This is a genomic window from Pukyongiella litopenaei (assembly GCF_003008555.2).
Classification (GTDB): domain Bacteria; phylum Pseudomonadota; class Alphaproteobacteria; order Rhodobacterales; family Rhodobacteraceae; genus Pukyongiella; species Pukyongiella litopenaei.
Genome location: NZ_CP027665.1, coordinates 2061553 through 2086856 on the forward strand (window position 1 = coordinate 2061553; position 25304 = coordinate 2086856).

29 protein-coding genes are annotated in these 25304 nt (G+C 67.2%); 14 read left to right on the top strand and 15 right to left on the bottom strand.

Annotated features, from left to right (window positions below):
• Positions 1–32: 32 nt before the first annotated feature.
• Complete coding sequence (locus tag C6Y53_RS10260) at positions 33–1619, bottom strand: GMC family oxidoreductase (protein ID WP_106472347.1); 1587 nt, start codon at positions 1617–1619, stop codon at positions 33–35.
• 66 nt (positions 1620–1685) lie between these two features.
• On the bottom strand, positions 1686–2144 hold the full coding sequence (locus tag C6Y53_RS10265) for an Lrp/AsnC family transcriptional regulator (RefSeq protein ID WP_106472348.1): 459 nt from the start codon (positions 2142–2144) through the stop codon (positions 1686–1688).
• Between the two features lie 139 nt (positions 2145–2283).
• Here C6Y53_RS10265 and ald point away from each other — a divergent pair, with 139 nt between their 5' ends.
• Positions 2284–3402: an alanine dehydrogenase gene (gene ald, locus C6Y53_RS10270; protein ID WP_106472349.1), complete on the top strand. Its 1119-nt coding sequence runs from the start codon at positions 2284–2286 to the stop codon at positions 3400–3402.
• Between the two features lie 46 nt (positions 3403–3448).
• On the opposite strand, the gene ugpC is transcribed toward ald, so the two are convergent.
• The 7 genes from ugpC to rpmH form a co-directional block, all read right to left on the bottom strand.
• On the bottom strand, positions 3449–4471 hold the full coding sequence (gene ugpC, locus C6Y53_RS10275) for a sn-glycerol-3-phosphate ABC transporter ATP-binding protein UgpC (protein WP_106472350.1): 1023 nt from the start codon (positions 4469–4471) through the stop codon (positions 3449–3451).
• Between the two features lie 3 nt (positions 4472–4474).
• Entirely contained in the window at positions 4475–5311 is an 837-nt protein-coding gene (ugpE, locus tag C6Y53_RS10280; RefSeq protein ID WP_106474042.1) for a sn-glycerol-3-phosphate ABC transporter permease UgpE, read from the bottom strand.
• Positions 5312–5328: 17 nt separating this feature from the next.
• Positions 5329–6210, bottom strand: a complete 882-nt coding sequence (gene ugpA, locus C6Y53_RS10285; RefSeq protein WP_106472351.1) for a sn-glycerol-3-phosphate ABC transporter permease UgpA — start codon at positions 6208–6210, stop codon at positions 5329–5331.
• A gap of 83 nt (positions 6211–6293) precedes the next feature.
• On the bottom strand, positions 6294–7562 hold the full coding sequence (gene ugpB, locus C6Y53_RS10290) for a sn-glycerol-3-phosphate ABC transporter substrate-binding protein UgpB (RefSeq protein WP_244615006.1): 1269 nt from the start codon (positions 7560–7562) through the stop codon (positions 6294–6296).
• Positions 7563–7764: 202 nt separating this feature from the next.
• Entirely contained in the window at positions 7765–8025 is a 261-nt protein-coding gene (gene yidD / locus C6Y53_RS10295) for a membrane protein insertion efficiency factor YidD (protein WP_106472353.1), read from the bottom strand.
• Entirely contained in the window at positions 8022–8441 is a 420-nt protein-coding gene (gene rnpA, locus C6Y53_RS10300; RefSeq protein ID WP_106472354.1) for a ribonuclease P protein component, read from the bottom strand. The genes yidD and rnpA overlap by 4 nt, the downstream gene beginning before the upstream one ends.
• A 23-nt stretch (positions 8442–8464) precedes the next feature.
• Positions 8465–8599 carry a 50S ribosomal protein L34 gene (gene rpmH / locus C6Y53_RS10305; protein WP_072791770.1) on the bottom strand — a complete coding sequence of 45 codons (135 nt, stop codon included), beginning with the start codon at positions 8597–8599 and terminating at the stop codon, positions 8465–8467.
• A 269-nt stretch (positions 8600–8868) separates the two neighbouring features.
• Here rpmH and C6Y53_RS10310 point away from each other — a divergent pair, with 269 nt between their 5' ends.
• The gene (locus C6Y53_RS10310) at positions 8869–10257 is read left to right on the top strand and encodes a sensor histidine kinase (RefSeq protein WP_106472355.1); all 1389 of its coding nucleotides are present in this window, start codon (positions 8869–8871) and stop codon (positions 10255–10257) included.
• A 24-nt stretch (positions 10258–10281) separates the two neighbouring features.
• Here C6Y53_RS10310 and C6Y53_RS10315 read toward each other — a convergent pair whose 3' ends face one another.
• Together C6Y53_RS10315 and mdh are read right to left on the bottom strand one after the other, a co-directional pair.
• Positions 10282–10734: a hypothetical protein gene (locus C6Y53_RS10315; RefSeq protein ID WP_244614803.1), complete on the bottom strand. Its 453-nt coding sequence runs from the start codon at positions 10732–10734 to the stop codon at positions 10282–10284.
• Between the two features lie 172 nt (positions 10735–10906).
• Positions 10907–11869, bottom strand: a complete 963-nt coding sequence (gene mdh / locus C6Y53_RS10320; protein ID WP_106472356.1) for a malate dehydrogenase — start codon at positions 11867–11869, stop codon at positions 10907–10909.
• Positions 11870–12015: 146 nt separating this feature from the next.
• Here mdh and C6Y53_RS10325 point away from each other — a divergent pair, with 146 nt between their 5' ends.
• Positions 12016–12771: a sulfite exporter TauE/SafE family protein gene (locus C6Y53_RS10325; RefSeq protein WP_106472357.1), complete on the top strand. Its 756-nt coding sequence runs from the start codon at positions 12016–12018 to the stop codon at positions 12769–12771.
• Between the two features lie 15 nt (positions 12772–12786).
• Here the strand turns inward: C6Y53_RS10325 and C6Y53_RS10330 are convergent, their stop codons facing one another.
• Positions 12787–13110: a hypothetical protein gene (locus C6Y53_RS10330; RefSeq protein ID WP_106472358.1), complete on the bottom strand. Its 324-nt coding sequence runs from the start codon at positions 13108–13110 to the stop codon at positions 12787–12789.
• Positions 13111–13303: 193 nt separating this feature from the next.
• Here C6Y53_RS10330 and C6Y53_RS10335 point away from each other — a divergent pair, with 193 nt between their 5' ends.
• The 10 genes from C6Y53_RS10335 (at position 13304) to murJ (ending at position 21928) form a co-directional block, all read left to right on the top strand.
• On the top strand, positions 13304–14161 hold the full coding sequence (locus C6Y53_RS10335) for an HpcH/HpaI aldolase/citrate lyase family protein (RefSeq protein ID WP_106472359.1): 858 nt from the start codon (positions 13304–13306) through the stop codon (positions 14159–14161).
• Positions 14162–14167: 6 nt separating this feature from the next.
• Positions 14168–14722 (top strand): NnrU family protein, encoded by a 555-nt coding sequence (locus C6Y53_RS10340; protein WP_106472360.1) that lies wholly within the window; start codon positions 14168–14170, stop codon positions 14720–14722.
• Positions 14723–14732: 10 nt separating this feature from the next.
• A complete protein-coding gene (locus tag C6Y53_RS10345; protein ID WP_106474044.1) occupies positions 14733–14939 on the top strand; it encodes a DUF1737 domain-containing protein in 207 nt (68 codons plus the stop codon).
• Entirely contained in the window at positions 14940–15974 is a 1035-nt protein-coding gene (locus C6Y53_RS10350) for a MaoC family dehydratase (protein WP_106472361.1), read from the top strand.
• Positions 15975–16061: 87 nt separating this feature from the next.
• Positions 16062–16736, top strand: a complete 675-nt coding sequence (locus tag C6Y53_RS10355) for a DUF1194 domain-containing protein (protein ID WP_106472362.1) — start codon at positions 16062–16064, stop codon at positions 16734–16736.
• 150 nt (positions 16737–16886) lie between these two features.
• Complete coding sequence (gene sdhC / locus C6Y53_RS10360; RefSeq protein ID WP_106472363.1) at positions 16887–17270, top strand: succinate dehydrogenase, cytochrome b556 subunit; 384 nt, start codon at positions 16887–16889, stop codon at positions 17268–17270.
• An 11-nt stretch (positions 17271–17281) separates the two neighbouring features.
• Positions 17282–17653 (top strand): succinate dehydrogenase, hydrophobic membrane anchor protein, encoded by a 372-nt coding sequence (sdhD, locus tag C6Y53_RS10365; RefSeq protein ID WP_106472364.1) that lies wholly within the window; start codon positions 17282–17284, stop codon positions 17651–17653.
• 18 nt (positions 17654–17671) lie between these two features.
• The gene (gene sdhA / locus C6Y53_RS10370) at positions 17672–19477 is read left to right on the top strand and encodes a succinate dehydrogenase flavoprotein subunit (protein ID WP_106472365.1); all 1806 of its coding nucleotides are present in this window, start codon (positions 17672–17674) and stop codon (positions 19475–19477) included.
• A gap of 12 nt (positions 19478–19489) precedes the next feature.
• The gene (locus C6Y53_RS10375; protein ID WP_106472366.1) at positions 19490–20269 is read left to right on the top strand and encodes a succinate dehydrogenase iron-sulfur subunit; all 780 of its coding nucleotides are present in this window, start codon (positions 19490–19492) and stop codon (positions 20267–20269) included.
• 117 nt (positions 20270–20386) lie between these two features.
• Positions 20387–21928, top strand: a complete 1542-nt coding sequence (gene murJ / locus C6Y53_RS10380; RefSeq protein ID WP_106472367.1) for a murein biosynthesis integral membrane protein MurJ — start codon at positions 20387–20389, stop codon at positions 21926–21928.
• Positions 21929–21960: 32 nt separating this feature from the next.
• Here murJ and C6Y53_RS10385 read toward each other — a convergent pair whose 3' ends face one another.
• Both C6Y53_RS10385 and C6Y53_RS10390 read right to left on the bottom strand, forming a co-directional pair.
• Positions 21961–22485: a GNAT family N-acetyltransferase gene (locus tag C6Y53_RS10385; protein ID WP_106472368.1), complete on the bottom strand. Its 525-nt coding sequence runs from the start codon at positions 22483–22485 to the stop codon at positions 21961–21963.
• 13 nt (positions 22486–22498) lie between these two features.
• Positions 22499–23185, bottom strand: a complete 687-nt coding sequence (locus tag C6Y53_RS10390) for a rhomboid family intramembrane serine protease (RefSeq protein WP_106472369.1) — start codon at positions 23183–23185, stop codon at positions 22499–22501.
• An 85-nt stretch (positions 23186–23270) separates the two neighbouring features.
• Between C6Y53_RS10390 and trpS the strand changes: the two genes are divergently transcribed.
• Positions 23271–24293, top strand: coding sequence for a tryptophan--tRNA ligase (gene trpS, locus C6Y53_RS10395; RefSeq protein ID WP_106472370.1), 1023 nt, complete (start codon positions 23271–23273; stop codon positions 24291–24293).
• Here trpS and C6Y53_RS10400 read toward each other — a convergent pair.
• Positions 24260–25111, bottom strand: coding sequence for a putative rhamnosyl transferase (locus C6Y53_RS10400; protein ID WP_106472371.1), 852 nt, complete (start codon positions 25109–25111; stop codon positions 24260–24262). The genes trpS and C6Y53_RS10400 overlap by 34 nt on opposite strands.
• Positions 25112–25304 lie beyond the last annotated feature (193 nt).

Sequence of the window (25304 nt, forward strand, 5' to 3'; positions counted from 1 at the left end):
TCGAAGAGACGCGCGGCCAGTCTAGCACATAATCAACGGCTTTCGCTCAGGATCATCCCGGCGGCCTTTTCGGCGATCATGATCGTGGGGGAATTGGTGTTGCCGCTGGTGATCGCGGGCATCGCGCTGGCATCCGCCACCCGCAGCCCGGCGACGCCGCGCAGCCGCAGCGCCGCGTCCAGCGGCGCGTCGTCTCCCGGTCCCATCCGCACCGTGCAGGTGGGATGGAAGATGGTGGTGCCGATATCGCCCGCCGCGCGGGCGAGGCTCCCGGCGTCATCGGCCTCGGGGCCGGGCTTGATCTCCTCGGGGGCGTAACCCTGCATCGGCGCCTGCGCCATGATCGCGCGCGCCTGCCGGATCGCCGCCACCGCCACCGCGCGGTCGCCCGGCGTCGACAGGTAGTTCGGCGCGATCCGCGGCGCCGCGCCCGGATCGGGCGAGGTGATCTCGACCACGCCGCGGCTTTCGGGGCGCAGGTTGCAGACGCTGGCGGTGATCGCGGGGAAATCATGCAGCGGCTGGCCGAAGGCCTCCAGCGACAGCGGCTGCACATGGTATTCCAGGTCCGGGGTTTCGAGATCGGGCCGCGATTTCGAAAACGCCCCCATCTGGCTGGGCGCCATCGACATCGGGCCGGAACGGTTCACCGCGTATTCCAGCCCGATCCGCGCCTTGCCCCAGATCGACGCGGCCAGCGTGTTCAGCGTTTTTGCCCCGGTCAGGCGCCAGGCGCAGCGCAGCTGCAGGTGGTCCTGCAGGTTCGCGCCCACGCCGGGGATGTCGCGCAAGACCTCGATCCCGTGGCGTTGCAGCAGCGCCCCCGGCCCCAGCCCCGACAGTTGCAGGATCTGCGGGCTGCCGATCGCGCCCGCCGACAGGATCACGTCACCCGCCGCGCGCGCGGTCCGCACCCTGCCGCCCTGTTCATATTCGACGCCAACCGCGCGCCCGGCCTCGATCAGCACCCGGCGGGTATGGGCCCGGGTCTCGACCTTCAGCCCCTTGCCGGTGACGGTGCGCAGGAACGCCCGGGCCGTGTTCATGCGCCATCCGCGCCGCTGATTGACCCGGAAATAGCCCACGCCTTCGTTGTCGCCGGTGTTGAAATCGGTGGTCGCGGGCAGCCCCCAGGCCTGCGCCGCCTCGGCCCAGCGGTCCAGCACCTCCCAGCGCAGCCGCTGGTTCTCGACCCGCCATTCGCCCCCCGCGCCATGCAGCTCCGACGCGCCGTCGACATAATCCTCGGAGCGTTTGAAACAGGGCAGCACGTCGTCCCAGCCCCAGCCGGTCAGCCCCATCTGCCGCCAGCCGTCATAATCGGCGGCCTGTCCGCGCAGGTAGAGCATCCCGTTGATCGACGAACAGCCGCCCAGCACCTTGCCCCGCGGATAGATCAGCGACCGCCCGTTCAGCCCGGCTTCGGGCGCGGTGCGGAACATCCAGTCGGTGCGCGGGTTGCCGATGCAATAGAGATACCCGATCGGGATATGCACCCAGTGGTAATTGTCGCGCCCGCCCGCCTCCAGCAGCAGCACCCTGCGGCCCGCATCGGCCAGCCGCTTGGCCAGCACGCAGCCCGCGCTGCCCGCCCCGACGATGATGTGATCCCAATCCATGCCCGGTCCTCTCCGCCCCGGCCACAGGGATCGCGCATTTCGATCCGTCCCGCAACCGGGCGCGGGTCAGACCGGCAGCGCCGTCGTCCTGAACACCGTGCGCAGGGCAAAGCTCGACTGCATCTGCGCCACCCCCGGCAGCCGTGCGAGATACTGGCGATGGATACGGGCGAAATCGTCGGTGTTCTCGGCCACCACCTTGAGAATGTAATCCGCGGACCCCGCCATCAGGTGGCATTCCAGCACGTCGGGGATCCGCGACACCGCCTTTTCAAAGGCGTCGAGAACCTCGTCGGTCTGCCCCTGCAACGTGATCTCGACAAACACCGTGGTCGGGACGCCCAGCTTGCGCGCATCCAGCAACGCCACATAGTCGCGGATATAGCCGTCCTTCTCCAGCCGCTGCACCCGCCGGTGGCAGGCCGAAGGCGACAAGTTCACCTTGTCCGACAGGTCCGCGTTCGACATCCGCCCCGACCGCTGCAATGCGGCCAATATCCTGCGATCCGTCGCATCCAGATCCACGATTGGTAATCCCTTGCGTAAAAACGCCGATTTTTCGATGATTATCGCAAACGCCCATGGCCGTGCGAGAAAAAATTTGTCGGATTTCCCGCCTGACCTGACGTAAGCAGAAAAACACCAGACAGCCGGAGGACTGCCAATGAAGATCGGATGCCCCACAGAAGTCAAGCCGCAGGAGTTCCGGGTCGGCATGACGCCCGCCGCCGCGCAGGAAGCCGCCGCCCGCGGCCACGAGGTGCTGATCCAGACGGGCGCGGGGGCAGGCTCGGGCTTTGCCGATGCCGATTACGTCGCCGCCGGCGCCACCATTCTCGACACGGCGGCCGAGATCTTTGCCGCCGCCGATATGATTGTGAAGGTGAAGGAACCGCAGGCCCCGGAACGCAAGATGCTGCGCGAGGGGCAGGTGCTGTTCACCTACCTGCACCTGGCCCCCGACCCGGAGCAGACCCGCGACCTGCTCGCCTCGGGCTGCACCGCGATCGCCTATGAAACGGTAACCGACCGCAACGGCACGCTGCCGCTGCTGGCGCCGATGTCCGAGGTCGCCGGCCGCCTGGCCCCGCAGAGCGGGGCATGGGCGCTGCAGAAGGCGAATGGCGGCAGCGGAGTGCTGCTGGGCGGCGTGCCCGGCGTGCGCCCTGCCAACGTGGCGATCATCGGCGGCGGCGTGGTCGGCACCGCCGCTGCGCGCGTCGCCGTGGGCATGGGCGCCAATGTCACCGTGCTGGACCGGTCCGTGCCACGCCTGTCCTATCTCGACGACGTGTTCATGGGCCGGCTGACGACGCAATACTCCGACAAGGGCGCGGTCGAGGACCTGTTGCCGAGGATGGACATGGTGATCGGCGCGGTGCTGATCCCCGGCGCCGCGGCGCCGAAACTGGTTTCCCGCGCGCAGCTTGCGACGATGAAGCCGGGATCGGTGCTCGTCGATGTCGCCATCGACCAGGGGGGCTGTTTCGAAACCTCGCGGCCCACCACCCACCAGGATCCGATCTACGATGTCGACGGGATCATGCATTACTGCGTGGCGAACATGCCGGGCGCGGTGGCGCGCACCTCGACCATCGCGCTGGGCAACGCCACGCTTCCGTTCCTGCTGGCCCTGGCCGACAAGGGCTGGAAACAGGCCTGTGCCGATGACGAACACCTGCTGGCCGGGTTGAACGTCCATGCCGGCAAGCTGACCTACTACGCGGTCGGCAAGGCGCTGGGGATCGACGTGATTGCACCGGCGGTCGCGATCCGCGACTGACCACGGCACGGGGACCGGCCCGGGTCGATTTCGGGCCAGAGCGGTATCAGGCCGGGTCGACCCGCTGGCCCGCGGTGTCGAACGCATGGGCCTTGGCCGCGTCCCAGGTCACGCCGCAGCCGGTGCCTTCGGCCGGGATCGGCAGGGTGCCGTCCTGGCGCAGGGTGAACAGATCGCCCGTTGGCAGGCGCAGGTAGAGCAGCGTTTCCGCGCCCAGTTGTTCGGCCAGCGTCAGCGTGCCGTCCAGCATCGCGCTGTCGCCGTCGCCGGTCAGCCGGGCATGTTCGGGGCGGATGCCGATACTGTCGGCCGCGCCGCCGCCCTGGCCCAGCACCCCCGCGGGGATGAAATTCATCGCCGGTGATCCGATGAACCCGGCCACGAACCGTGTCCGGGGCCGTGAATAGACCTCGACCGGGGCGCCGATCTGGTCGGCCACGCCCGCGTTCATCACGATCATCCGGTCGGCCATGGTCATCGCTTCGACCTGGTCGTGGGTCACATAGAGCGCGGTCACACCCAGTTGCCGCTGCAATTCGCGGATCTCGACCCGCATCTGCACCCGCAGCTTGGCGTCGAGATTGGACAGCGGTTCGTCGAACAGGAAAACGCTGGGCTTGCGCACGATGGCGCGGCCCATCGCGACCCGCTGCCGCTGCCCGCCGGACAGCGCGCGCGGTTTCCGGTCGAGATAGTCCGACAGTTGCAGCATTTTTGCCGCCGTGGCCACGCGGTCGGCGATCTCGGCCTTGGGCACGCGGGCGATCTTCAGCCCGTAGGCCATGTTGTCGAACACGCTCATATGCGGGTAGAGCGCGTAGTTCTGGAACACCATCGCGATGTCGCGATCCATCGGCTCGGTTTCGTTCACGCGGTTGCCGCCGATGCGGATATCGCCCGCCGACACCGTTTCCAGCCCGGCCACCATCCGCAGCAGCGTCGATTTCCCGCAGCCGGACGGACCGACGATGACGATGAATTCACCATCCGCCACGTCGATGCTGACGCCGTGGATGACCTGGGTTCCGCCGAATGATTTCTTGATCTTGTCGAGGGTCAGGGTCGCCATTTTCTATTTCTCGCTGTCCACGAGGCCGCGGATGAAAAGTTTCTGCATCGAGATCACCACCACCACCGGCGGCAGCATCGCCAGGATCGCGGTGGCCATGATGATCGGCCATTCGCCGAAATCGTCGCCGGTGGGGATCATCTGGTTGATACCCATCACGATGGTGTTCATCGAGGGATCGGTGGTGATCAGCAGCGGCCAGAGATACTGGTTCCAGCCATAGATGAACAGGATCACGAATAGGGCCGCGATGTTGGTGCGGCTCATCGGCAGCAGGATGTCGACGAAGAACCGCATCGGACGGGCGCCGTCGACGCGGGCGGCCTCGGCCAGTTCGTCCGGCACCGTCATGAAGAACTGCCGGAACAGGAATGTCGCGGTGGCCGAAGCGATCAGCGGAAAGATCAGCCCGGAATAGCTGTTCAGCATGCCGAAGCCGGCGACCACCTCGTAGGTGGGTACGATGCGCACCTCGACCGGCAGCATCAGCGTCAGGAAGATCAGCCAGAAGAACAGCTTGCGGCCCGGAAAGCGGAAATAGACGATGGCAAAGGCCGACAGCAGCGAAATCGCGATCTTGCCCAGCGCGATGCCCAGCGCCATGATCAGCGAATTGAGCAGCATCTGCGCCACCGGCGCGTTGACGCCCGACAGCAGCGCGCGCGAGTAGTTCTCCCAGAACCGGTCTCCGGGCAGCAGCGGCATCGGCGGCTGGACGATCTCGGGCTGGGTCACGGTCGAGGCGACAAAGGCCAGCCAGATCGGAAAGAAGATCACCAGCACGCCGATGATCAGCCCCAGATGCGACAGCAAGTGCCCCGCGCCGCGCCGTTCGACCATGCCGTCCCGCGCCGCCATCAGTAATGCACCCTGCGTTCGATGAACCGGAACTGGATGATGGTCAGCAGACCGACCACCACCAGCAGGATCACCGATTGCGCCGCCGATGATCCCAGGTCCTGGCCGACGAACCCGTCGGAATAGACCTTGTAGACCAGGATCGTCGTCGCCTGCTGCGGCCCGCCCGAGGTGATGGTGTGGATTACGCCGAAGGTCTCGAAGAAGGCATAGACGATATTGACCACCAGCAGGAAAAAGGTGGTCGGCGACAGCAGCGGAAAGACGATGGTGCGGAACCGGGTCCAGAACCGGGCGCCGTCGATCGCGGCGGCCTCGATCACCGAACGCGGGATCGCCTGCAGCCCGGCGAGGAAGAACAGGAAATTGTAGCTGATCCGGCCCCAGCTCGACGCGACCACCACCAGCCCCATCGCCTGGGTGTCGTTCAGCACATGGTTCCAGTCATAGCCCAGCAGGCCCAGATACCACGACACCACGCCGACGCGGGTGCTGAACATGAACATCCACAGCACCCCGGCGATCGCGGGGGCGACCGCGTAGGGCCAGATCAGCAGGGTGCGGTAGGTGCCCGAGCCCCTGATCAACCGGTCCGCCAGCACGGCGAGGAACAGCGCCGCCCCCATCGACACCAGCGTGACCAGCCCGGAAAAGACCGCCGTGGTCCAGAACGAGGCGCGGTAATAGGGGTCGCTGAGCAGAAACTCGAAATTGCCCAGCCCGACGAATTGCGACGACAGCCCGAACGGGTCGGGAATGAACAGCGATTGCCAGACCGCCTGTCCGGCCGGATAGAAGAAGAACACGGCGGTGACGATCACCTGCGGCATCAGCAGGCAGATCGGCAGCAGCCAGCCCTTGAAGGTGACACGCTTCTCCATGCTCTCGCTCCGGTCGCCGGGCCCGGTTCACAACAATGCCCGGCGGAAATGCCCCCGCCCGCGGGCAGGCGGGGGCAGGGGTCTTACTTGTTGGCTTGTTCGAAGCGGCGCAGCAGCTGGTTGCCGCGCTCCACCGCGCTGTCCAGTGCCGTCTGCGCGTCCTTGTCGCCAGCCCAGACCGCTTCCAGTTCCTCGTCGATGATGCCGCGGATCTGGTCGAAACTGCCCAGGCGCAGGCCCTTCGAATTGGCGGTCGGTTCGTTCGTCGTCATCTGGATCACCGCGATGTCGGTGCCCGGATTGGCGTCATAGAACCCCTGTTCGCGGGTCAGTTCTCCGGCGGCCTTGGTGATCGGCAGGTAACCGGTATCCTGGTGCCACTTGGCCTGCACCTCGGCCGAGGACAGGTAGTTCAGGAAGGTCGCGACGCCCTTGTATTCGGCATCGTCATGCCCCGCCATGACCCACAGCGAAGCGCCGCCGATGATGGTGTTCTGCGGCGCGCCCTCGACGTCGCCCCAATAGGGCAGCGGGCGGGTTTCGAACTCGAACTTGGCCTCGGACTTGATCCCGGCATAGCCGGCCGAGCTTTCGGTGAAGAACGCGCATTCGCCGCCGCGGAAATTGGCGCCGCCCTCGTTGCGGCGGCCGGCGTAGAAGAATTTGCCGTCCCTGGCCCAGTCACCCATGGTCTGGATATGCTTGACCTGCACCGGGCTGTTGAAGGCCAGCTCGGTGTCCAGCCCGGCAAAGCCGTTTTCCTGGGTGGCGAAGGGCACGTTGTGATAGGCGGACAGGTTTTCCAGGTGGATCCAGCTCTGCCAGGCGGTGGTCAGCGGGCATTCGCTGCCGGCCTCTTTCAGCTTGTCCAGCGCCTCGCCCACCTGTTCCCAGGTGGCGAGATCCATGTCCGGGTCCAGCCCGGCCGCGGTCAGCGCGTCGCGGTTGACCCACAGAACCGGGGTCGACGAGTTGAACGGCATCGACAGCATTTCGCCGTCGGTGGTGGTGTAATAGCCCTTCACCGCGCCGATATAGGCATCCGGGTCCCAGTCGGCGCCGGATTCGGCCATCAGCTCATAGACCGGCTTGATCGCCCCCTTGGCGGCCATCATCGTCGCGGTGCCGACCTCGAACACCTGCAGCAGGTGCGGCTGTTCGCCGGCGCGGAAGGCGGCGATGCCCGCATTCAGCGTTTCCGAGTAGTTGCCCTTGTGGGTGGCCGTCACCACGAAGTCGCCCTGGCTTTCGTTGAAGCCCTTGGCGATCTCGTCCACCAGCTCACCCAGCCGGCCGCCATGGGCGTGCCACCACTGGATTTCGGTCTGCGCCTGCGCCGTGGCGCCCAGCATGCTGAGCGCGAACACCGATGCCGCGGTGGCGAATGCGAATTTGTTGGTCATGGTTGCCTCCCCTAGTCCTTTCCTTGCGCCAGCAGCCTAGCGGTTGCGGCGGGGGTCTGCCAAGTGGTTTTGACGACGCGGAAAAATCCGCCCCGGCGCGTTAGACGACAGCCTTGTAAACGCCGTGTGACAGATTGCTATTGACCTCGGGTCAGGCGCGCGGAGGCGGCACCTCGTCGGTTTCGCCCTCGCGGTCAGGCACCGGGTCATAGCCGGACCCGCCCCACGGGTGGCACCGCGCGATCCGCCGTGCGGCCAGCGCCGTGCCCCGGATCGCGCCATGGGTTTCCAGCGCGTCGAGCGCATAGGCCGAACAGGTGGGCTGATAGCGGCAGTTGAACCCGACCCAGGGCGACAGCAGCAGCCGGTAGGCCCGGACCGGCAGCGCCGCCAGATGCGCCAGCGGGGTCATGGCGCGGTTCCGTGAATGCGGCGCAGGGCCTTGCGCAGGTCGTCCAGCAGATCGTCGAAACCGCGTGCGGCGGTCGCGTCGCGGCGGCCGATCAGCACATAATCCCAGCCGTCGCGGCCCAGTTCGGGCAGCACGATGCGCGCCGCTTCGCGCAGGCGCCGCTTGGCGCGATTGCGGGCAACCGCGTTGCCGACCTTTTTGGAACAGGTGAACCCGACGCGGATGCCGGCCGCTTCGCCGTCGCGGCGCTGGCGGGCCTGCAGCATCATCGACCCCGCCGACTGGCGGCGGGCACGGGCGGCGCGCAGGAAATCGGCGCGCTTGCGCAAGGTGGCCAGGCCGGGCGCCGGCGCGGTTGCGTCCGGGCGCGAGAAAACCGCCGGAGGCGTATCCCGTGGGGCCTCCGGCGGTGTCATGGGCATTGCTCGAAAGGTGGTGCCTAGGCGCTCAGCGCCTTGCGACCGCGTGCGCGGCGCGCGTTCAGGATCTTGCGGCCCGCCTTGGTGGCCATGCGGGCACGGAACCCGTGGCGGCGCTTGCGGACCAGGTTCGAGGGTTGATAGGTGCGTTTCATCGCTCCGTCTCCAGTCTTGCGGTCGGGTTCGGCGCGGATTCGCCCCCGGTTTGTTCGAAGCCCGTCCTCTACTGCGCCTTTGGCGGCATGTCAAACCCCAAGGTCGCGGAAAACGCGGCCGGCGTCCCGATCGCGCCGCCGCGCCGGGGGGGCGGGCGGTGCGGCAGGGCCTGTTTCTTGCCGGGGTTGTTTGATATTCCTTCCGTCGAACAGGTGGTTGGGGCATCGCACTTTCCGATCCCCTGACCGTGGGCCGGGGCAGTTGCAATATGCTGAATACGCTTTCGGGGCGGTTTTTGATTCTGACGGCGGCCTTCCTGATGCTGGCCGAGTTGCTGATCTTCGTGCCCTCGATTGCCCGGTTCCGGGTCGATTACCTAGGCGACCGGCTGGAACGGGCGCAGATCGCATCGCTGGCGCTGCTGGCCGACGAGATGCTGTCCGCCGATCTCGAAGCTGAACTGCTGGAGAACGCCGAGGTGTTCAACGTGGTGCTGCGCCGGGATGCGATGCGCCAGCTGGTGCTGTCCTCGCCGCTGCCGGCGCCGATCTCGGCCACCTATGACATTCGCGACCCGGGTGCGGTGGTGCTGATCCGTGACGCGCTGCACCGGCTGTTCGACCCGCAGAACGAGATCATCCGCGTGATCGGCGCGCCGGTGCGCGAGGCCGGGTTGCTGATCGAGGTGACGATGGAAACCGCGCCGCTGCGCGAGGCGATGATCCGCTATGGGCTGCGGGTGCTGACGCTGTCTGCCTCGATCGCCGCGATCACCGCGCTGCTGCTGTTTTTCGCCGTGCGCGCCGTCGTGGTGCGCCCGATCAAGGGCGTGGTGAACTACATGCAGCGCTATGCCGCCGCCCCCGAGGACGCGCGCCAGATCATCAGCCCCAAGGCGTCGCTCAAGGAGCTGCGCGAGGCCGAGACGGCGCTGAACAAGATGCAGACGGAACTGACGCAGGCGCTCAGGCAGCGCAAGCGGCTGGCCGATCTGGGCAGCGCCGTGGCCCGCGTCAGCCATGACCTGCGCAACATCCTGACCAGCGCCCAGCTGTTTACCGACAGGATCGAATCCAGCGAAGACCCGCTGGTGCGCCGGCTGGCCCCCAAGCTGGTGGGCTCGATCACCCGCGCGGTGAGCCTGTGCGAAAGCACGCTGGCATTCGGCCGCGCCGAGGAACCGCCGCCGACGCTGGGGCTGGTGCAGCTCTCGGCGCTGGTCGCGGACGTGATCGAGAACGAGACCCTGACCGCCGACGAAACCCATGTCGAGTTCCGGCGCGACATCCCCCCGCAGATGACCCTGCGCGCGGATTCCGAGCAGCTGTTCCGGGTGATCCTGAACCTCGTGCGCAATGCCCACCAGGCGATTGCCGCCACCGGGCGGCCGGGGCAGGTCACCGTTTCGGCCCGCGAGGATGACGACAACTGGGTCGTGACCGTTGCCGATACCGGGCCCGGTCTGCCCGACAAGGCCCGCGACCACCTGTTCCAGCCGTTTCAGGGCGGGGTGCGCAAGGGCGGCTCGGGGCTGGGGCTGGCGATTGCCGCCGATCTCGTGCGCGGCCATGGCGGCACGCTGGATCTGCGCAGCACCGGCCCCGACGGCACCGTGTTCGAGATCCGCCTGCCCAAGGGCGACGGCGCATTGGCCTGACATGGCCCACGGCCCGCCGCGGGTTCAGCCCAGCACTTCGATCGCGGTGCGGCTGTCCAGTTCCAGGGCGCCGTCGCAGGCATCGGCGCCGGTGTCCCCCGCCTCGCAACTGCTGACGCCGTTGATCAGCACCCGGCCGAGGCTGGCGCAGCTCAGCTCCGGCACCGCGAACTGCCGCACCCGCACCCGCCCGGCGGGCAGGTCGGCAAAGTTGAACAGGGTCAGCCGGTCGACCCGGCCCTCGGTGTCGAACAGAACGGTTTCATAGACCGCTCTGTCGATATCGCCGTCCTGGCGATTCTCGACCACGAAGGTCAGCAGGCAGGCATCGTCGCGCTGCTCGGCCGCATTCAGTTCGATCCGCAGACCCGCCCCGCTGTCGGTCGTGTCCCCGGTCGTGTCCCCGGCAGCCAGAGGTGCGGCGGCAACGGCGCCGAGGCCGGTCAGAAGAAGCGGCAGCCATTTCCCGCGGGTCATCATCGGTCCTTTCGCGCACCCGGCCAGCATCACCAGCGCCCGGTCAGTGTCGGGCGGATGGTCTTGGGTCGCAGGTCGCGCCGGATTCTGCAAGCCCGCCCCGGCCCGGAACGGCAACAGCCGCGCCCGGCGGGGCGCGGCTGCCAAAGTCCTGTGGGCGGGTGACCCGGTATCAGGCCAGCGACGAATCGATCCCCTTGCAGGCGTCGACCAGGCCTTTCACGGCGTTCACCGAATTGTCGAACATCGCCTGTTCGTCGCTGCTCATGCGGATGTTCACGACCCGCTCGACACCGCCGGCGCCGATCACCGTGGGCACGCCGACATAGAGCCCGTCCAGCCCGAACGCGCCGTCCACATAGGCCGCGCAGGGCAGAACCCGCTTCTGGTCCTTCAGATAGGCCTCGGCCATCTCGATGGCGCTGGTGGCCGGGGCATAGAAGGCCGACCCGGTTTTCAGCAGGTTGACGATCTCGGCGCCGCCGTCGCGGGTGCGCTGCACGATCGCGTCCAGTTTTTCCTGGCTGGTCCAGCCCATCTTGACCAGGTCGGGCAGCGGGATGCCGGCGACGGTCGAATAGCGCGCCAGCGGCACCATGGTGTCGCCGTGGCCGCCCAGCACGAACGCGGTCACGTCGCGCATGGAAACGTTGAATTCCTCGGCGAGGAAGTGACGGAACCGGGCCGAATCCAGCACGCCGGCCATGCCACAGACCTTGTTGTGGGGCAGGCCCGAGAATTCGCGCAGCGCCCAGACCATCGCGTCGAGCGGGTTGGTGATGCAGATCACGAAGGCGTCGGGGGCGTTGTCGCGGATGCCTTCGCCGACCGATTTCATGACCTTCAGGTTGATGCCCAGCAGGTCATCGCGGCTCATGCCGGGCTTGCGCGGCACACCGGCGGTGACGATGCACACGTCGGCCCCGGCGATGTCCTCATAGCTCTGGGTGCCTTTCAGTGCGGCATCGAACCCTTCGGAGGGGCCGGATTCGGCGAGGTCGAGCGCCTTGCCCTGCGGGATGCCCTCGGCAATGTCAAAAAGGACGACATCGCCCAGTTCCTTGATGGCTGCGAGGTGGGCGAGCGTGCCGCCGATCTGGCCCGCGCCGATCAGCGCGATCTTGGGTCTGGCCATGGGATAGGTCTCCGTTCCGGTTGAAACTCGCGGATTGCCTAGTGCCAAAGGCCGCGCCGCGCAAGGGCCGCGCGCCGGGTCGCGGTCGCGCGCATTGTCCGGAACCTGCATCCTGCGCTATGGCAGGATCCGGAATCGGAGGAAAAATGCTGGACCTGGACGCGGGATTTTTCGCGGTAGCCGCCCCCGCGGTGCTGTTCGCCGGCATATCCAAGGGCGGTTTCGGCTCGGGCGCGGCCTTTGCGTCGGCGGCGATTCTGGCGCTGGTGCTGGAGCCGGGACAGGCGCTGGGCGTGATGCTGCCGCTGCTGATGCTGATCGACGTCGCGACCCTGCGCCCCTATTGGCGGCAATGGAGCGCGCCGGATGCGCGGCTGCTGATTCTGGGCGCGGTGCCCGGCGTGGTGCTGGGCGCGCTGTTCTATACCCGCGCCGATGCCGACCTGCTGCGGCTGCTGATCGGGGCGGTTTCGGTGGGGTTCGTGCTCTGGCAACTGGCGCGGGCGCGGGGCTGGATGCGCCTGCAGGGGGTGGACCTGCCGGTCTGGGCCGGGGCGCTGGCCGGAACGGTTGCCGGGTTCACCAGCTTCGTCAGCCATGCGGGCGGGCCGCCGGCGGCGGTATGGCTGCTGTCGCGCGGGCTGTCCAAGACCACCTATCAGGCCACGACGGTGGTGCTGTTCTGGGCGGTCAACATCGCCAAGGCGATCCCCTATGCCATGCTGGGCCTGTTCACCGCGCAGACCGCGCTGGCCAACCTCGCCCTGGCGCCCTTCGCCCTGCTGGGGGCCTGGGCCGGGGTGCGCGCGCACCGGCTGGTGCCGGAGCGGCTGTTCTTTGCCATCACCTATGTGTTGCTGTCGGTGACCGGCACCAAGCTGATCGTCGACGCGCTGAGCTGAGCCGTGCCGGCGGGGTCAGGCGTCGTTGCCCCTGGCCGGCAACGCCTCGGCCAGCGTTTCAAAGGATTGCCCCGATGCGACCAGGCAGGTCATGCCGGTCGGCAGGGTCACGGTGATGGTCCACGAGCCGGTTTCCTGCGAGGCGAACACCTCGACCACCGCGTTGTTCGAGCCCAGCCCGATGCTCTGCCGGGTTTCGCCATAGCTGTTCGCGAGCCGTTCGAGGACCAGCGTGCGGGGGGCGCAGTTGCGGTCGTTTTCCGCGGCTGCCATTTTCGCCGCCAGCGCCGCCGCGCAGATCCCGAACCCCAGTGTGAGCCCCTTGATGCCTGTCATCATGCTGCCCTTTCGATAGGAGGTTCCGATGGTCGGAAAGCCTGCCGGGCAGGTGCTGCAATATGGTTAACGGCGCGTTCGGCCCCCCGTTGCGGCGCCTTTTCGCTGCGCTGCGGCGATTCCCCCTTGAACTTTCCGCTCGAAAATGGCCCTGTCCGCGCAACATTGTGACTCAAGCGCCACGACCGGAGGCCCCATGGACCCGCAAACCCGCCCGTTCCGATCGGTTCTCTATATTCCCGGCTCCAAGCCGCGCGCGCTGGACAAGGCCCGCGGGCTGCCGGTGGACGCGATCATCTTCGATCTCGAGGACGCGGTGACCGCCGAGGAAAAGGCGAACGCCCGCGACACCCTGAAGCAGGCGCTGGCGCAGGGCGGCTACGGCGACCGGGTCAGGATCGTGCGCATCAACGGGCTGGACACCGAATGGGGCGCCGATGACGCCGCCGCCATGCGCGACATGGAGGCCGACGCGGTGCTGCTGCCCAAGGTGGGCGCCGCCGCCGATATCGACGCGCTGGCCGCGATCACCGGCGATCTGCCGGTCTGGGCGATGATGGAAACGCCGCTGGGCATGCTCAACGCGGCCGAAATCGCCGCCCACCCGCGCCTGCAGGGCATGGTGATGGGCACCAACGATCTGGCCAAGGACCTGAACACGCGGTTCCGCGCGGACCGGATGCCGCTGATGGCGGGGCTGGGCCTGTGCCTGCTTGCGGCCAGGGCGCATGGGCGGATCATCGTCGATGGCGTCTACAACGCCTTCAAGGATGACGAGGGCCTGGCCGCGGAATGCGCGCAGGGCCGCGACATGGGGTTCGACGGCAAGACCCTGATCCACCCGGCCCAGGTCGACGTGACCAACGCCGCCTTTGCTCCGTCCGAGGCCGAGATCGACCTGGCCCGCCGCCAGATCGCCGCCTTTGACGCGGCAGAGGCCGCAGGGCAGGGCGTCGCCGTGGTCGATGGCCGGATCGTCGAGAACCTTCATGTTGCCACCGCGCGGGCGGTTCTGGCAAAAGCCGAGGCAATAGAGGCTTTGCAAGCGGGGTAACCCATCATGGGATGGTGGCTTCTGATTCTCGGCGTCGTGCTGTGGGCACTGGCGCATCTGTTCAAACGCATCGCACCGGGGCCGCGCGCGCGGCTGGGCGACAAGGCCAGGATCCTTGTGACGTTGGACCTGGTCGCGGCGATCGTGCTGATGGTGCTGGGGTTCCGCATGACCGCCTATGTCGCGGTCTGGACCCCGCCCGCGTTCATGGTCCACGTCAACAACCTGCTGGTGCTGGTCGCGATCTGGATGATGAGCCCCGCCGGCGCCAAGGGCCGGCTGCTGAACGGTTTTCGCCACCCGATGCTGACGGGCTTCGCGCTCTGGGCCGTGGCGCACCTGCTGGTCAACGGCGATCTGGCGGCGATCGTCCTGTTCGGCGGGCTGCTGGTCTGGGCGCTGGCCGAGATGGCGGTGATCAACCGCGCCGAACCCGGCTGGCAGCCGGGCGAACCGGGCACGCTGGGCAAGGACGCGATGTTCATGGCCGCGTCGGTGCTGCTGCTGGCGGTGATCGGCTATATCCACGGCCTCGTCGGCCCCAGCCCGTTCCCGATGTGAGGATCAGATGATGTCGACGCTCTACCGCCTGCTGACCGAGGATGACACATCGGCCTTCTGCCACAAGGTGTCGGATGCGCTGGCCAAGGGATGGGTCCTGCATGGCGGCCCGGTGATGAGCTTTGACGCCGCGCGCGGCGTGATGCGCTGCGGGCAGGCGGTGACCAAACGGGTTGACGCGGATTATGCCCCCGAGATGAAGCTGGGAGAGCAATAGATGACAGCGAAGACCAACGCGGGCCGGTTTTTCGAAGATTACCGGGTCGGGCAGATCCTGACCCATGCGGTGCCGCGCACGGTGTCGGGGGGCGAACGGGCGCTCTATCACGCGCTCTATCCGGCGCGCCACGCGCTCTGTTCCTCGGATGAATTTGCCCGGTCCTGCGGGTTGCCCGCGGCCCCTGTCGACGATCTGGCGGCGTTCCATGTCGTGTTCGGCAAATCGGTGCCGGACGTGTCGCTCAATGCGGTGGCCAATCTCGGCTATGCGCAGGGGCGCTGGCTGAAACCGGTCTGGCCCGGCGATACGCTGCGGTCGGAATCGGAAGTCATCGGGCTGAAACAGAACTCCAACGGCCGGACCGGCGTGGTCTGGGTGCGCACGCGCGGGCTGAACCAGCGCGACGAAACGGTGATCGACTATGTGCGCTGGGTGATGGTGCGCAAGCGCGACGCCGATGCGCCCGCCCCCGAAACCGTGGTGCCGCAGCTCGATGCAACCATCGCGGCCCCGGACCTGGTCACGTTCGACGGGCTCGATTTCTCGTCCTACGATTTCGCGCTGGCGGGCGAACCGCATCGCTGGAGCGACTACGAGATCGGCGAAACGATCGACCATGTCGACGGCGTGACCATCGAGGAAGCCGAACACATGATGGCCACGCGGCTGTGGCAGAACACCGCCAAGGTCCATTTCGACGCCACCAACCGAGAGGATGGCAAGCGCCTGATCTATGGCGGTCACGTCATCAGCATGGCGCGGGCGCTGTCCTTCAACGGGCTGGCCAACGCACAGATGATGGTGGGGCTGAACGGCGGAGCCCATGCCAATCCCTGTTTCGCGGGCGACACGGTGCGGGCGTGGTCCGAGGTTCTGGACAAGGCCGACACCGGCGCGCCGGGCGTGGGGGCGATCCGGCTGCGGCTGGTGGCGACCAGGGGCGGCGAGCCGTTCACGCTGAAGGGCGATGACGGGAAATACCTGCCGCATGTGCTGCTCGATCTGGATTACTGGGCGCTGATGCCGACCTGACCCGCCCGTCCGCGTTTCGGCAGAAACCGACCGGAAACTGGCGCAATCGTGATGGGCGGTGGCGCGTTGCTTTGCTAGGCTCGGCCCATGCGGAGCCTGTGCAGTTGTCTTGCCTCGATCTGGCTTGCGGTCGCGCCGGGGGCGGCGCGGGCCTGCGATCTCGCGCTTGCGCTGGCCGTGGACGTGTCCGGCTCGGTCGATCACCAGGAATACCGGCTGCAGATGGACGGGTTGGCGCAGGCGCTGCGCGACCCGGTGATTTCCGAGGCGCTGGTGCGGGCGCGGGCGCGGCTGATGCTGGTGCAATGGACCGGGGCATCGCGCCAGCGCATCACCATTCCGTGGACGGCGATGGAGAGCTTTGACGACGTGGACGCGCTGGCGGATCGCGTGGCCGCCGATCCGCGGATCTGGCGCAACTATTCCACCGCCATCGGCGAGGCGCTGTCGCACACGATGGCGGCGTTCGGGCAGGTCGCCGACTGCGACCGACATCTGATCGACCTCTCCGGCGACGGCATCTCGAACGAGGGGGCGCCGCCCGCCGGGCTGCACCCGGCCCTGCGCATGGCGGGCATCACCGTGAACGCGCTGGCGATCGAGGCCAGCGAACCCGACCTGACGGCCTATTTCTTCGAGAACGTGATCACGGGCGAAGGGGCGTTCGTGGTCACCGCCGCCGATTTCCGCGACTACCCCGCACGGATTCGCCGCAAGCTGATGCGCGAGGTCACGCGGGCCAGCGCCGGGTTGCGCCCCTAGCTGTGATCACACGCGGGGCGCCGTGATCACAAAAAACGGCACCAATCGCGCAACCGCGCCAAAAAACCGCGCCCGCATCCGCTTCCTGCGGGTGACAGCGGCGTGAAATCCGGTAAAACCAGCGGGGAAGCCAACCCGAAAGGACCAGCCATGGCCGATGTGAACCGGGGCAACCGCCCGCTGTCGCCTCACCTGTCCGTCTATCGCCCGCAGCTGACGTCGATCACGTCCATCCTGACACGGATCACGGGCAACGCGCTCATGCTCGCCGCGCTGCTGACCGTCTGGTGGTTCCTCGCCGCGTCCAGTTCGGCCGAATATTTCGCCGTGGTCGACGGTATCGTGACCAGCCTGCTGGGCGACCTGGTCATGACCGCGTCGCTCTGGGCGCTGTGGTATCACCTGCTGGCGGGCATCCGGCATCTGATCTTTGACAATGCGATGGGGCTGGATATTCCCACCGCCGAGAAACTGGGCTGGGCCTGCATCGGGGGATCGGTTCTGCTGACCCTGATCACGCTCGTCATCATCTGAGGAGGCCGGACATGCGTTATCTGACCGACCGCAAGCGCGCCATCGGGCTCGGGGCCGCGAAAACCGGCACCGCCCATTTCTGGGAGATGAAGCTCTCGGCCGCCGCCCTGCTGATCCTGGTGCCGCTGTTCATATTCACGTTCGGCCCGATGCTGGGCGCGCCCCATGCCGAGGTCGTCGCCTATTTCGCGCGGCCGTTCCCGGCCATCGTCGCGGCGCTGACGATCATCGTCGGCTTCAAGCATTTCCGCGACGGCGCGCAGGTGATGATCGAGGACTATGTGCACGGGCTGGCGCAGAAGGTGCTGATCATCGGGCTGGTCTGCCTGTGCTACGGCGCCGCCGCCACCGGCGTTTTCGCCATCGCGCGTCTCGCGCTTTAGGATCGGAGCATTAGGACAATGGCTGCTTACGAATACGAGATCCACGACTATGACGTGGTGGTTGTCGGCGCCGGCGGTGCCGGTCTGCGGGCGACGCTGGGCATGGCCGAACAGGGGCTGCGCACCGCCTGCGTGACCAAGGTGTTCCCGACCCGGTCCCATACCGTGGCCGCGCAGGGCGGTATCGCCGCGTCGCTGTCGAACATGGGCCCCGACCACTGGCAGTGGCACATGTATGACACGGTGAAGGGCTCGGACTGGCTGGGCGACACCGATGCGATGGAATACCTCGCCCGCGAGGCGCCCAAGGCGGTGTATGAGCTGGAACATTACGGCGTGCCGTTTTCGCGCACCGAAGAGGGCAAGATCTATCAGCGCCCGTTCGGCGGCCACACCACCGAGTTCGGCGAAGGCCCCCCGGTGCAGCGCACCTGCGCCGCCGCCGACCGCACCGGCCACGCGATCCTGCACACGCTTTACGGCCAGTCGCTGAAGAACAACGCCGAATTCTATGTCGAGTATTTCGCCATCGACCTGGTCATGTCCGATGACGGGCAGTGCCAGGGCGTGGTGTGCTGGAAGCTCGATGACGGCACCATGCATGTCTTCAACGCCAAGATGGTGGTGCTGGCCACCGGCGGTTACGGGCGGGCCTATTTCAGCGCCACCAGTGCGCATACCTGCACCGGCGACGGCGGCGGCATGGTGGCGCGCGCGGGCCTGGCCCTGCAGGACATGGAATTCGTGCAGTTCCACCCGACCGGCATCTACGGGTCCGGCTGCCTGATCACCGAGGGCGCGCGCGGCGAGGGCGGGTATCTCACCAATTCCGAGGGCGAGCGGTTCATGGAACGCTATGCGCCGCAATACAAGGATCTCGCGCCGCGCGACTATGTTTCGCGGTCGATGACGATGGAGATCCGCGAAGGCCGTGGCGTGGGCGCCGAAGGCGACCACATCCACCTGAACCTGAACCACCTGCCGCCCGAGGCGCTGGCCGAACGGCTGCCGGGGATTTCCGAAAGCGCCAAGATCTTTGCCGGGGTCGACGTGACCAAGGAACCGATCCCGGTGCTGCCGACGGTACATTACAACATGGGCGGCATCCCGACCAACTACTGGGGCGAGGTGCTGAACCCGACCGCCGGCGACCCCACCGCCGTGGTGCCGGGGCTGATGGCCGTGGGCGAGGCCGGCTGCGCCTCGGTGCATGGCGCCAACCGGCTGGGTTCGAATTCGCTGATCGACCTGGTGGTGTTCGGCCGGGCCGCCGCGATCCGCGCCGGCAAGGTGGTCGACGCCGAGGCGCCGAACCCGGTCCTGAACCAGGCCAGCGTCGACGCGGCGTTCGACCGCTTCGACGGGCTGCGCCACGCCGATGGCGGTATCGCCACCGCCGACCTGCGGCTGGAGATGCAGAAGACGATGCAGGCCGACGCGGCGGTGTTCCGCACCTCGAAGACGCTGGCCGAAGGTGTTGAGAAGATGACCGCCATCGCCGCCAAGCTCGACGACCTGAAGGTCACCGACCGCAGCCTGGTCTGGAACAGCGACCTGATGGAGACGCTGGAACTGACCAACCTGATGCCCAACGCGCTGGCCACCATCGTCGGCGCCGAGGCGCGCAAGGAAAGCCGTGGCGCCCACGCCCACGAGGACCATACCGCCCGCGACGACGAGAACTGGCGCGTGCATACCGTGTCGCATGTGACCGGCAACGCGGTCGAGCTGAGCTATCGCCCGGTGATCGTCGATCCGCTGTCCACGGAAGCCGATGGCGGCATTTCACTGAAAAAGATCGCGCCCAAGGCGCGGACCTTCTGAGGAGGCACGACCATGGTTCAACTGACGCTTCCCAAGAACAGCCGCATCACCACCGGCAAGACCTGGCCGAAACCGCAGGGCGCGGCCAATGTGCGCAAGTTCCAGATCTATCGCTGGAACCCGGATGACGGGCAGAACCCGCGCGTCGACACCTATTTCGTCGATATGGACGATTGCGGGCCGATGGTCCTGGACGCGCTCATCTACATCAAGAACAAGGTCGACCCGACGCTGACCTTCCGCCGTTCCTGCCGCGAAGGCATCTGCGGGTCCTGCGCGATGAATATCGACGGGATCAACACGCTGGCCTGTATCTACGGCATGGACGAGATCAAGGGCGACGTGAAGATCTATCCGCTGCCGCACATGCCGGTGGTCAAGGACCTGATCCCCGACCTGACCCATTTCTACGCCCAGCACGCCTCGATCATGCCGTGGCTGGAAACCACGACCAACCGCCCGGCGAAGGAATGGAAACAGTCGATCGAGGACCGCAGGAAACTCGACGGCCTCTATGAATGCGTGATGTGCGCGTCCTGTTCGACCTCCTGCCCGTCATACTGGTGGAACGGCGACCGCTATCTGGGGCCGGCGGCGCTGCTGCATGCCTATCGCTGGATCATCGACAGCCGCGACGAGGCCACCGGCGAACGGCTGGACGAACTGGAAGATCCGTTCAAGCTCTACCGCTGCCACACGATCATGAACTGCGCCAAGACCTGCCCCAAGGGGCTGAACCCGGCCAAGGCGATTGCCGAGATCAAGAAGATGATGGTCGAACGCACGCTCTGACAGCGATAGCGGGCCGGGTTTTCCCGTTTTCCCCGGCCCGCGAACCGGCTATGGCTCACGCAACCGGAACAGGGCGGAAGGCACGGCCGTGACCACCAGCCACAGCGACATGCGCAGATGAAGCCGATCCGCCTGATCTCGGGCTTTCTGACCGTGGGCGCCTGGACCATGCTCAGCCGCGTGCTGGGGTTCGTCCGCGATGCGATGATCCTGGCGTTTTTGGGCACCGGCCCGGCCTACGAGGCCTATGTGGTCGCTTTCCGGCTGCCCAACATGTTCCGCCGGTTTTTTGCCGAAGGCGCGTTCAACATGGCCTTCGTGCCGATGTTTTCCAAGAAACTGGAACGCGGCGAGGATGCCCGCGTCTTTGCCGAAGAGGCGCAGGCGGGGCTGGCCACCGTCCTGATCGTGCTGACCCTCGTGGCGATGGCGACCATGCCGTGGCTGATATATGCGCTGGCCAGCGGGTTCGCGGGGCAGGACCGGTTCGTGCTGGCGGTCGAATTCGGGCGCATCGCCTTTCCCTATATCCTGTTCATTTCGCTGGCGGCGCTGCTGTCGGGCGTGCTGAACGCGACCGGCCGTTTCGCCGCCGCCGCCGCCGCGCCGGTGCTGCTGAACGTGATCCTGGTCTCGGCGATGGCGGCGGCGGCGATGGCCGGGGCGGATGTCGCCCGCGCGCTGATCTGGGCGATACCGGTCGCCGGGGTCGCGCAGCTGGTGCTGGTCTGGTGGGCGGCGGCGCGGGCGGGGTTCCCGCTGCGGTTGCGGCGGCCGCGCTGGACGCCGGAACTGGGCCGGCTGATCCGCATCGCGATCCCCGCCGCGCTTGCCGGTGGCGTCGTGCAGGTGAACCTGCTGGTCGGGCAGCAGGTGGCGTCGTTCTTCGACCGGGCGGTGGGCTGGCTCTATGCGGCCGACCGGCTCTACCAGTTGCCGCTGGGCGTGGTCGGGATCGCGGTCGGCGTGGTGCTGCTGCCCGACCTGTCGCGGCGGCTGGCGGCGGAAGACGGCAGCGGCGCGCGCGCGGCGCTGAGCCGGGCCGGCGAGGTGTCGCTGGCGCTGACCATTCCTTCGGCGGTGGCGCTGATGGTGATCCCGCTGCCGCTGGTGTCGGTGCTGTTCGAACGCGGCGCCACCACCAGCGACGACAGCGCGGCCATCGCGGTGGCGGTGGCGATCTACGGGCTGGGGCTGCCCGCCTTCGTGTTGCAGAAGATCCTGCAACCGCTGTTTTTCGCCCGCGAAGACACCCGGTCGCCGTTTCGCTACGCGGTGGTGGCGATGGTAGTGAACGCGGCGATCGCCATCAGCCTGGCGCCGGTGCTGGGCTGGTTCGCGCCCGCCATCGCCACCACGATCGCCGGCTGGTCGATGGTGGTCATGCTGATGCGCGGATCCCGCCCGATGGGCGATGTCGCCCGGTTCGACACCCGGTTTCGCAGCCGGATCTGGCGTATCTGCGCGGCATCGGTGGTGATGGGCGTGGTGCTCTGGGCGGCGGCGCTGGTGCTTGGGCCGCTGTTGCAGGCGCCGGGCTGGCGCTATCTGGCGCTCGCCGTTCTGGTCGGGCTGGGCATGGCGGTCTATTTCGGCACCGGTCAGGCCATCGGTGCCTTCCGGCTGGCCGAGTTCCGGGGCGCCCTGCGCCGCGGTTGATCCGGGGCTGATCCGGCACCGGAAGAACCGGGTCACCCGGTATGTTCATCGGCGCGTGGGCCGGTCAGGCCGAGTTCGAAATCCACCTGCCGCATCGGCTGGCCGAACACGGTCGCACGGGCTCTGGTGGTCCGGTCAAATCCCAGCGCGGCATAGAGGCGGCAGGCCGCGCGGTGGCGGTCGAAGGTCGACACCCGGATGGTCTCGAACCCGCTCGCGCGTGCGCGGTCGATGATCCGGGTCATCATGCGCCGGCCAAGTCCACGGCCGCGCTGCGCCTTGTCCAGGTAGAACAGGCGAACCCGGCCCGCGGTCCCGGTGTCGGCACAGAAAAAGACGCAGCCGACCGGGCGGCCGTCTGCCTCGGCGATGAGGAAGGTGCTCGTTTCGTCGTCGATATGGCGTTCCAGCAGGTCGAGCGCCGCGACGATGGCATCCTCGAAACCGGCGTCAAAGCCTTCGACGGTCCGGTAATGCCGCAGGTTCGCCGCCGTCACCCACGCCCGGTCCCGGCGGCGGTAATCACGCAAGACGACATTGGGTGTGTCCGCGGGCATCGTTGCGGCCGTATCAGCCGCGCCTGATCCGGGCGCGCACCCGCGCCCAGCCGCCGGGCGACACGACAAAGGACAGCAGGAAACCGGTGCCGAACCCGGCGAGATCGGCCAGCCAGTCGTTGCTGGTGTCGAACAGCAGCCCGAACACCAGCTGTATCGCCATCAGCAGCGCGATCAGCCGGAACGCGTTCACCTGGTTGGCGCCGATCGATCCCAGCGACACCCACAGGATGAACGTATAGGCCCCGATCAGCCCGTAGACCGCCGGGAATGCCCCCAAGAGCGGCAGCGGGTCGTCGAGGATCAGCCCGTAGGCCAGCGCCCCGCCGACCGCCGAGGCCAGGAAGATCACCAGCGTGGCCAGCGACCCGAACAGGTCGCCGACCATCTTGCCCATGGCCAGCAGGATCACGCCCGCGATCAGCGCATGGCCGAACCCGCCATGCACGAACGGGTAGGACAGGAAACGGATCATATGTTCCGCCGGCCAGCGCCCGGTGGCGATCATCCAGTCCAGGATTTCGCCGGAAAACGCGTATTTCTGGACCGCCGCCAGCCGCCAGCCGACCGCCTGCGGACCGCCGATCATGCCGTGGTTGCCCAGAAAGAACGTCACCTCGATGCCGATGATCACGAGGAACAGCGCGGCAATCACCGGCGGCAACGGATTGACCGCCATTTCGTTGTCCTGCTGCTCCATCCGTGCCTGCCCCTGTTCGTGTTGACGATGCCCGGCCCCATCGGTAAGCGACACGGGGCCAATTTTCCAGACAGGAGTCGCCACCATGTCCGCCGCCACCTTCACGCCGCGCGTGTTCTCGGGCATTCAGCCGTCGGGCAACCTGCACCTGGGCAACTACCTGGGCGCGATCAAGCGGTTCGTCGACATGCAGGGGCAGGGGATCGAAACCGTCTATTGCATGGTCGACCTGCACGCGATCACCGTCTGGCAGGATCCCGCGGACCTGACCCGGTCGACCCGCGAACTCTGCGCCGGGTTCATCGCCAGCGGCATCGACCCGGAACAGTCGATCCTGATCAACCAGAGCCAGGTGCCCGAACACGCGCAGCTGGCCTGGGTGTTCAATTGCGTCGCCCGGATGGGCTGGATGCAGCGGATGACCCAGTTCAAGGACAAGGCGGGCAAGAACGCGCAGAACGCGTCGCTGGGGCTGCTGGCCTACCCGTCGCTGATGGCCGCCGACATCCTGATCTATCACGCCACCCATGTGCCGGTGGGCGAGGACCAGAAGCAGCACCTGGAACTGACGCGCGACATTGCCGCCAAGTTCAACCATGACTATGGCGTCGATTTCTTCCCGCTCACCGAACCGGTGATCGAAGGCGCCGCGACCCGCGTGATGAGCCTGCGTGACGGCGCCAGGAAGATGTCGAAATCCGACCCGTCCGACATGAGCCGGATCAACATGACCGACGATGCCGATACCATCGCGAAAAAGATCCGCAAGGCCAAGACCGATCCCGAACCGCTGCCGTCCGAGGCGGCGGGGCTCGAAGACCGGCCCGAGGCGCGCAACCTGGTCAGCATCTACGCGGCGCTGACCGACAGCGATGCCGATACGGTCCTGGCCGAGATGGGCGGGCGCCAGTTTTCCGAGTTCAAGCCGATGCTGGCCGAAATCGCGGTCGAGAAACTGGCGCCGATCTCGGCGGAAATGGCGCGGCTGATGGCCGACCCGGCCGAGATCGACCGCATCCTGACGCGCGGGGCGCAGCGCGCCCGCGAGATCACCGCGCCGATCCTGCGCCGCACCTATGACATCGTGGGGATGGTCGGCCCGGCCTGACCCTGGCCGCCCGCCGCGCCGAACACGGCGCGCACATGGTCGGCGTCGATGTTGTAGGCGATGCGGAACCGCATCTCGCCCTCGGCATCCAGCGGTTCCAGGTCGGGTTGCGCGACACCGGGTTTCTGCCGGGAATCGTTGCCGTCCGAGAACCCGCGCAGCATCATGTCCGGGTCGGGGAATTGCAGCGACGGCATCCGGCGGGCCAGCCGGTTGTGGCTGAAATTCATCACCGACAGCGGCACGTCGGGGCGGAACATCACCGCCAGCCCGGCGGTCCAGAACGGCTTGTGGATGCGCTGCGCGGCGATGCCCGATGCCGACGGCCGGGCGATGTGGCCGTCGCTGAAATCGATCGCCACATGCCGGTTGTCCCGCAGCAGCCCGGCCACCTCGGCGGCGGCGGCGCGCAGATGGTGCACGAAACCGACCGAAACCGCGTCGTCGTCATCCAGCCGGAATTGCAGGCAGGGTTCGCCCGTGTCGCGCCGCACCGCGTTGATCGCCGCCTGCATCGCGGCGCGGTGCTGACCCGGCGGGCGGGCGTCGATCACGGCCTGCGGGATATCCGCGACCAGCCGCTCCAGCCGCTGCCGCCACGGCGCCGGCAGGTCGGGACCGATCACGACCAGAAAGGTGAAATCGGGATCGAACTGGGCGCGGATGCAGGGCAGGGTGAAACACTCGAAATAGCGGAACCGCTGTTCCAACCGCGCCGGATCGTAGAGATAGGCGGCGCGTTCCCGCAGCGTTTCATGCTCGACCTGGAACCCGCCGATACCCGGCCAGGAAAAGCGGCAGATCCCGATCACCTGCATTTGTGTCGCACCGTTTCAGCCTTGAACCGGGCGTGGTCCGCCCCAGATCACACTTGCAGCGCGGACGGCGGGTTGCAAGCGCGAGGGCCTGTTGACAGGCATGGCGACTCCCCCTATACGCCCGCTATCCCGGCCGGAGGCTTTCTCCGTGCCGGCTTCAGGACTGAAGTGGACACGATCCGGCCGGTGACGG

Excerpts from the sequence above, each read along its gene's own strand:
- sdhA (WP_106472365.1), top strand. The coding sequence starts at position 17,672 with ATGGCTGCTTACGAATACGAGATCCACGACTATGACGTGGTGGTTGTC.
- C6Y53_RS10330 (WP_106472358.1), bottom strand. The coding sequence starts at position 13,110 with ATGATGACAGGCATCAAGGGGCTCACACTGGGGTTCGGGATCTGCGCG.
- sdhC (WP_106472363.1), top strand. The coding sequence starts at position 16,887 with ATGGCCGATGTGAACCGGGGCAACCGCCCGCTGTCGCCTCACCTGTCC.
- ald (WP_106472349.1), top strand. The coding sequence starts at position 2,284 with ATGAAGATCGGATGCCCCACAGAAGTCAAGCCGCAGGAGTTCCGGGTC.
- C6Y53_RS10350 (WP_106472361.1), top strand. The coding sequence starts at position 14,940 with ATGACAGCGAAGACCAACGCGGGCCGGTTTTTCGAAGATTACCGGGTC.
- rnpA (WP_106472354.1), bottom strand. The coding sequence starts at position 8,441 with ATGACACCGCCGGAGGCCCCACGGGATACGCCTCCGGCGGTTTTCTCG.
- murJ (WP_106472367.1), top strand. The coding sequence starts at position 20,387 with ATGAAGCCGATCCGCCTGATCTCGGGCTTTCTGACCGTGGGCGCCTGG.
- mdh (WP_106472356.1), bottom strand. The coding sequence starts at position 11,869 with ATGGCCAGACCCAAGATCGCGCTGATCGGCGCGGGCCAGATCGGCGGC.
- C6Y53_RS10345 (WP_106474044.1), top strand. The coding sequence starts at position 14,733 with ATGTCGACGCTCTACCGCCTGCTGACCGAGGATGACACATCGGCCTTC.
- ugpB (WP_244615006.1), bottom strand. The coding sequence starts at position 7,562 with ATGCTGGGCGCCACGGCGCAGGCGCAGACCGAAATCCAGTGGTGGCAC.
- ugpA (WP_106472351.1), bottom strand. The coding sequence starts at position 6,210 with ATGGAGAAGCGTGTCACCTTCAAGGGCTGGCTGCTGCCGATCTGCCTG.
- C6Y53_RS10355 (WP_106472362.1), top strand. The coding sequence starts at position 16,062 with ATGCGGAGCCTGTGCAGTTGTCTTGCCTCGATCTGGCTTGCGGTCGCG.
- C6Y53_RS10400 (WP_106472371.1), bottom strand. The coding sequence starts at position 25,111 with ATGCAGGTGATCGGGATCTGCCGCTTTTCCTGGCCGGGTATCGGCGGG.
- C6Y53_RS10375 (WP_106472366.1), top strand. The coding sequence starts at position 19,490 with ATGGTTCAACTGACGCTTCCCAAGAACAGCCGCATCACCACCGGCAAG.
- ugpC (WP_106472350.1), bottom strand. The coding sequence starts at position 4,471 with ATGGCGACCCTGACCCTCGACAAGATCAAGAAATCATTCGGCGGAACC.
- C6Y53_RS10385 (WP_106472368.1), bottom strand. The coding sequence starts at position 22,485 with ATGCCCGCGGACACACCCAATGTCGTCTTGCGTGATTACCGCCGCCGG.
- C6Y53_RS10340 (WP_106472360.1), top strand. The coding sequence starts at position 14,168 with ATGGGATGGTGGCTTCTGATTCTCGGCGTCGTGCTGTGGGCACTGGCG.
- yidD (WP_106472353.1), bottom strand. The coding sequence starts at position 8,025 with ATGACCCCGCTGGCGCATCTGGCGGCGCTGCCGGTCCGGGCCTACCGG.
- trpS (WP_106472370.1), top strand. The coding sequence starts at position 23,271 with ATGTCCGCCGCCACCTTCACGCCGCGCGTGTTCTCGGGCATTCAGCCG.
- C6Y53_RS10315 (WP_244614803.1), bottom strand. The coding sequence starts at position 10,734 with ATGACCCGCGGGAAATGGCTGCCGCTTCTTCTGACCGGCCTCGGCGCC.
- sdhD (WP_106472364.1), top strand. The coding sequence starts at position 17,282 with ATGCGTTATCTGACCGACCGCAAGCGCGCCATCGGGCTCGGGGCCGCG.
- rpmH (WP_072791770.1), bottom strand. The coding sequence starts at position 8,599 with ATGAAACGCACCTATCAACCCTCGAACCTGGTCCGCAAGCGCCGCCAC.
- C6Y53_RS10325 (WP_106472357.1), top strand. The coding sequence starts at position 12,016 with ATGCTGGACCTGGACGCGGGATTTTTCGCGGTAGCCGCCCCCGCGGTG.
- C6Y53_RS10335 (WP_106472359.1), top strand. The coding sequence starts at position 13,304 with ATGGACCCGCAAACCCGCCCGTTCCGATCGGTTCTCTATATTCCCGGC.
- C6Y53_RS10390 (WP_106472369.1), bottom strand. The coding sequence starts at position 23,185 with ATGGAGCAGCAGGACAACGAAATGGCGGTCAATCCGTTGCCGCCGGTG.
- ugpE (WP_106474042.1), bottom strand. The coding sequence starts at position 5,311 with ATGGTCGAACGGCGCGGCGCGGGGCACTTGCTGTCGCATCTGGGGCTG.
- C6Y53_RS10260 (WP_106472347.1), bottom strand. The coding sequence starts at position 1,619 with ATGGATTGGGATCACATCATCGTCGGGGCGGGCAGCGCGGGCTGCGTG.
- C6Y53_RS10310 (WP_106472355.1), top strand. The coding sequence starts at position 8,869 with ATGCTGAATACGCTTTCGGGGCGGTTTTTGATTCTGACGGCGGCCTTC.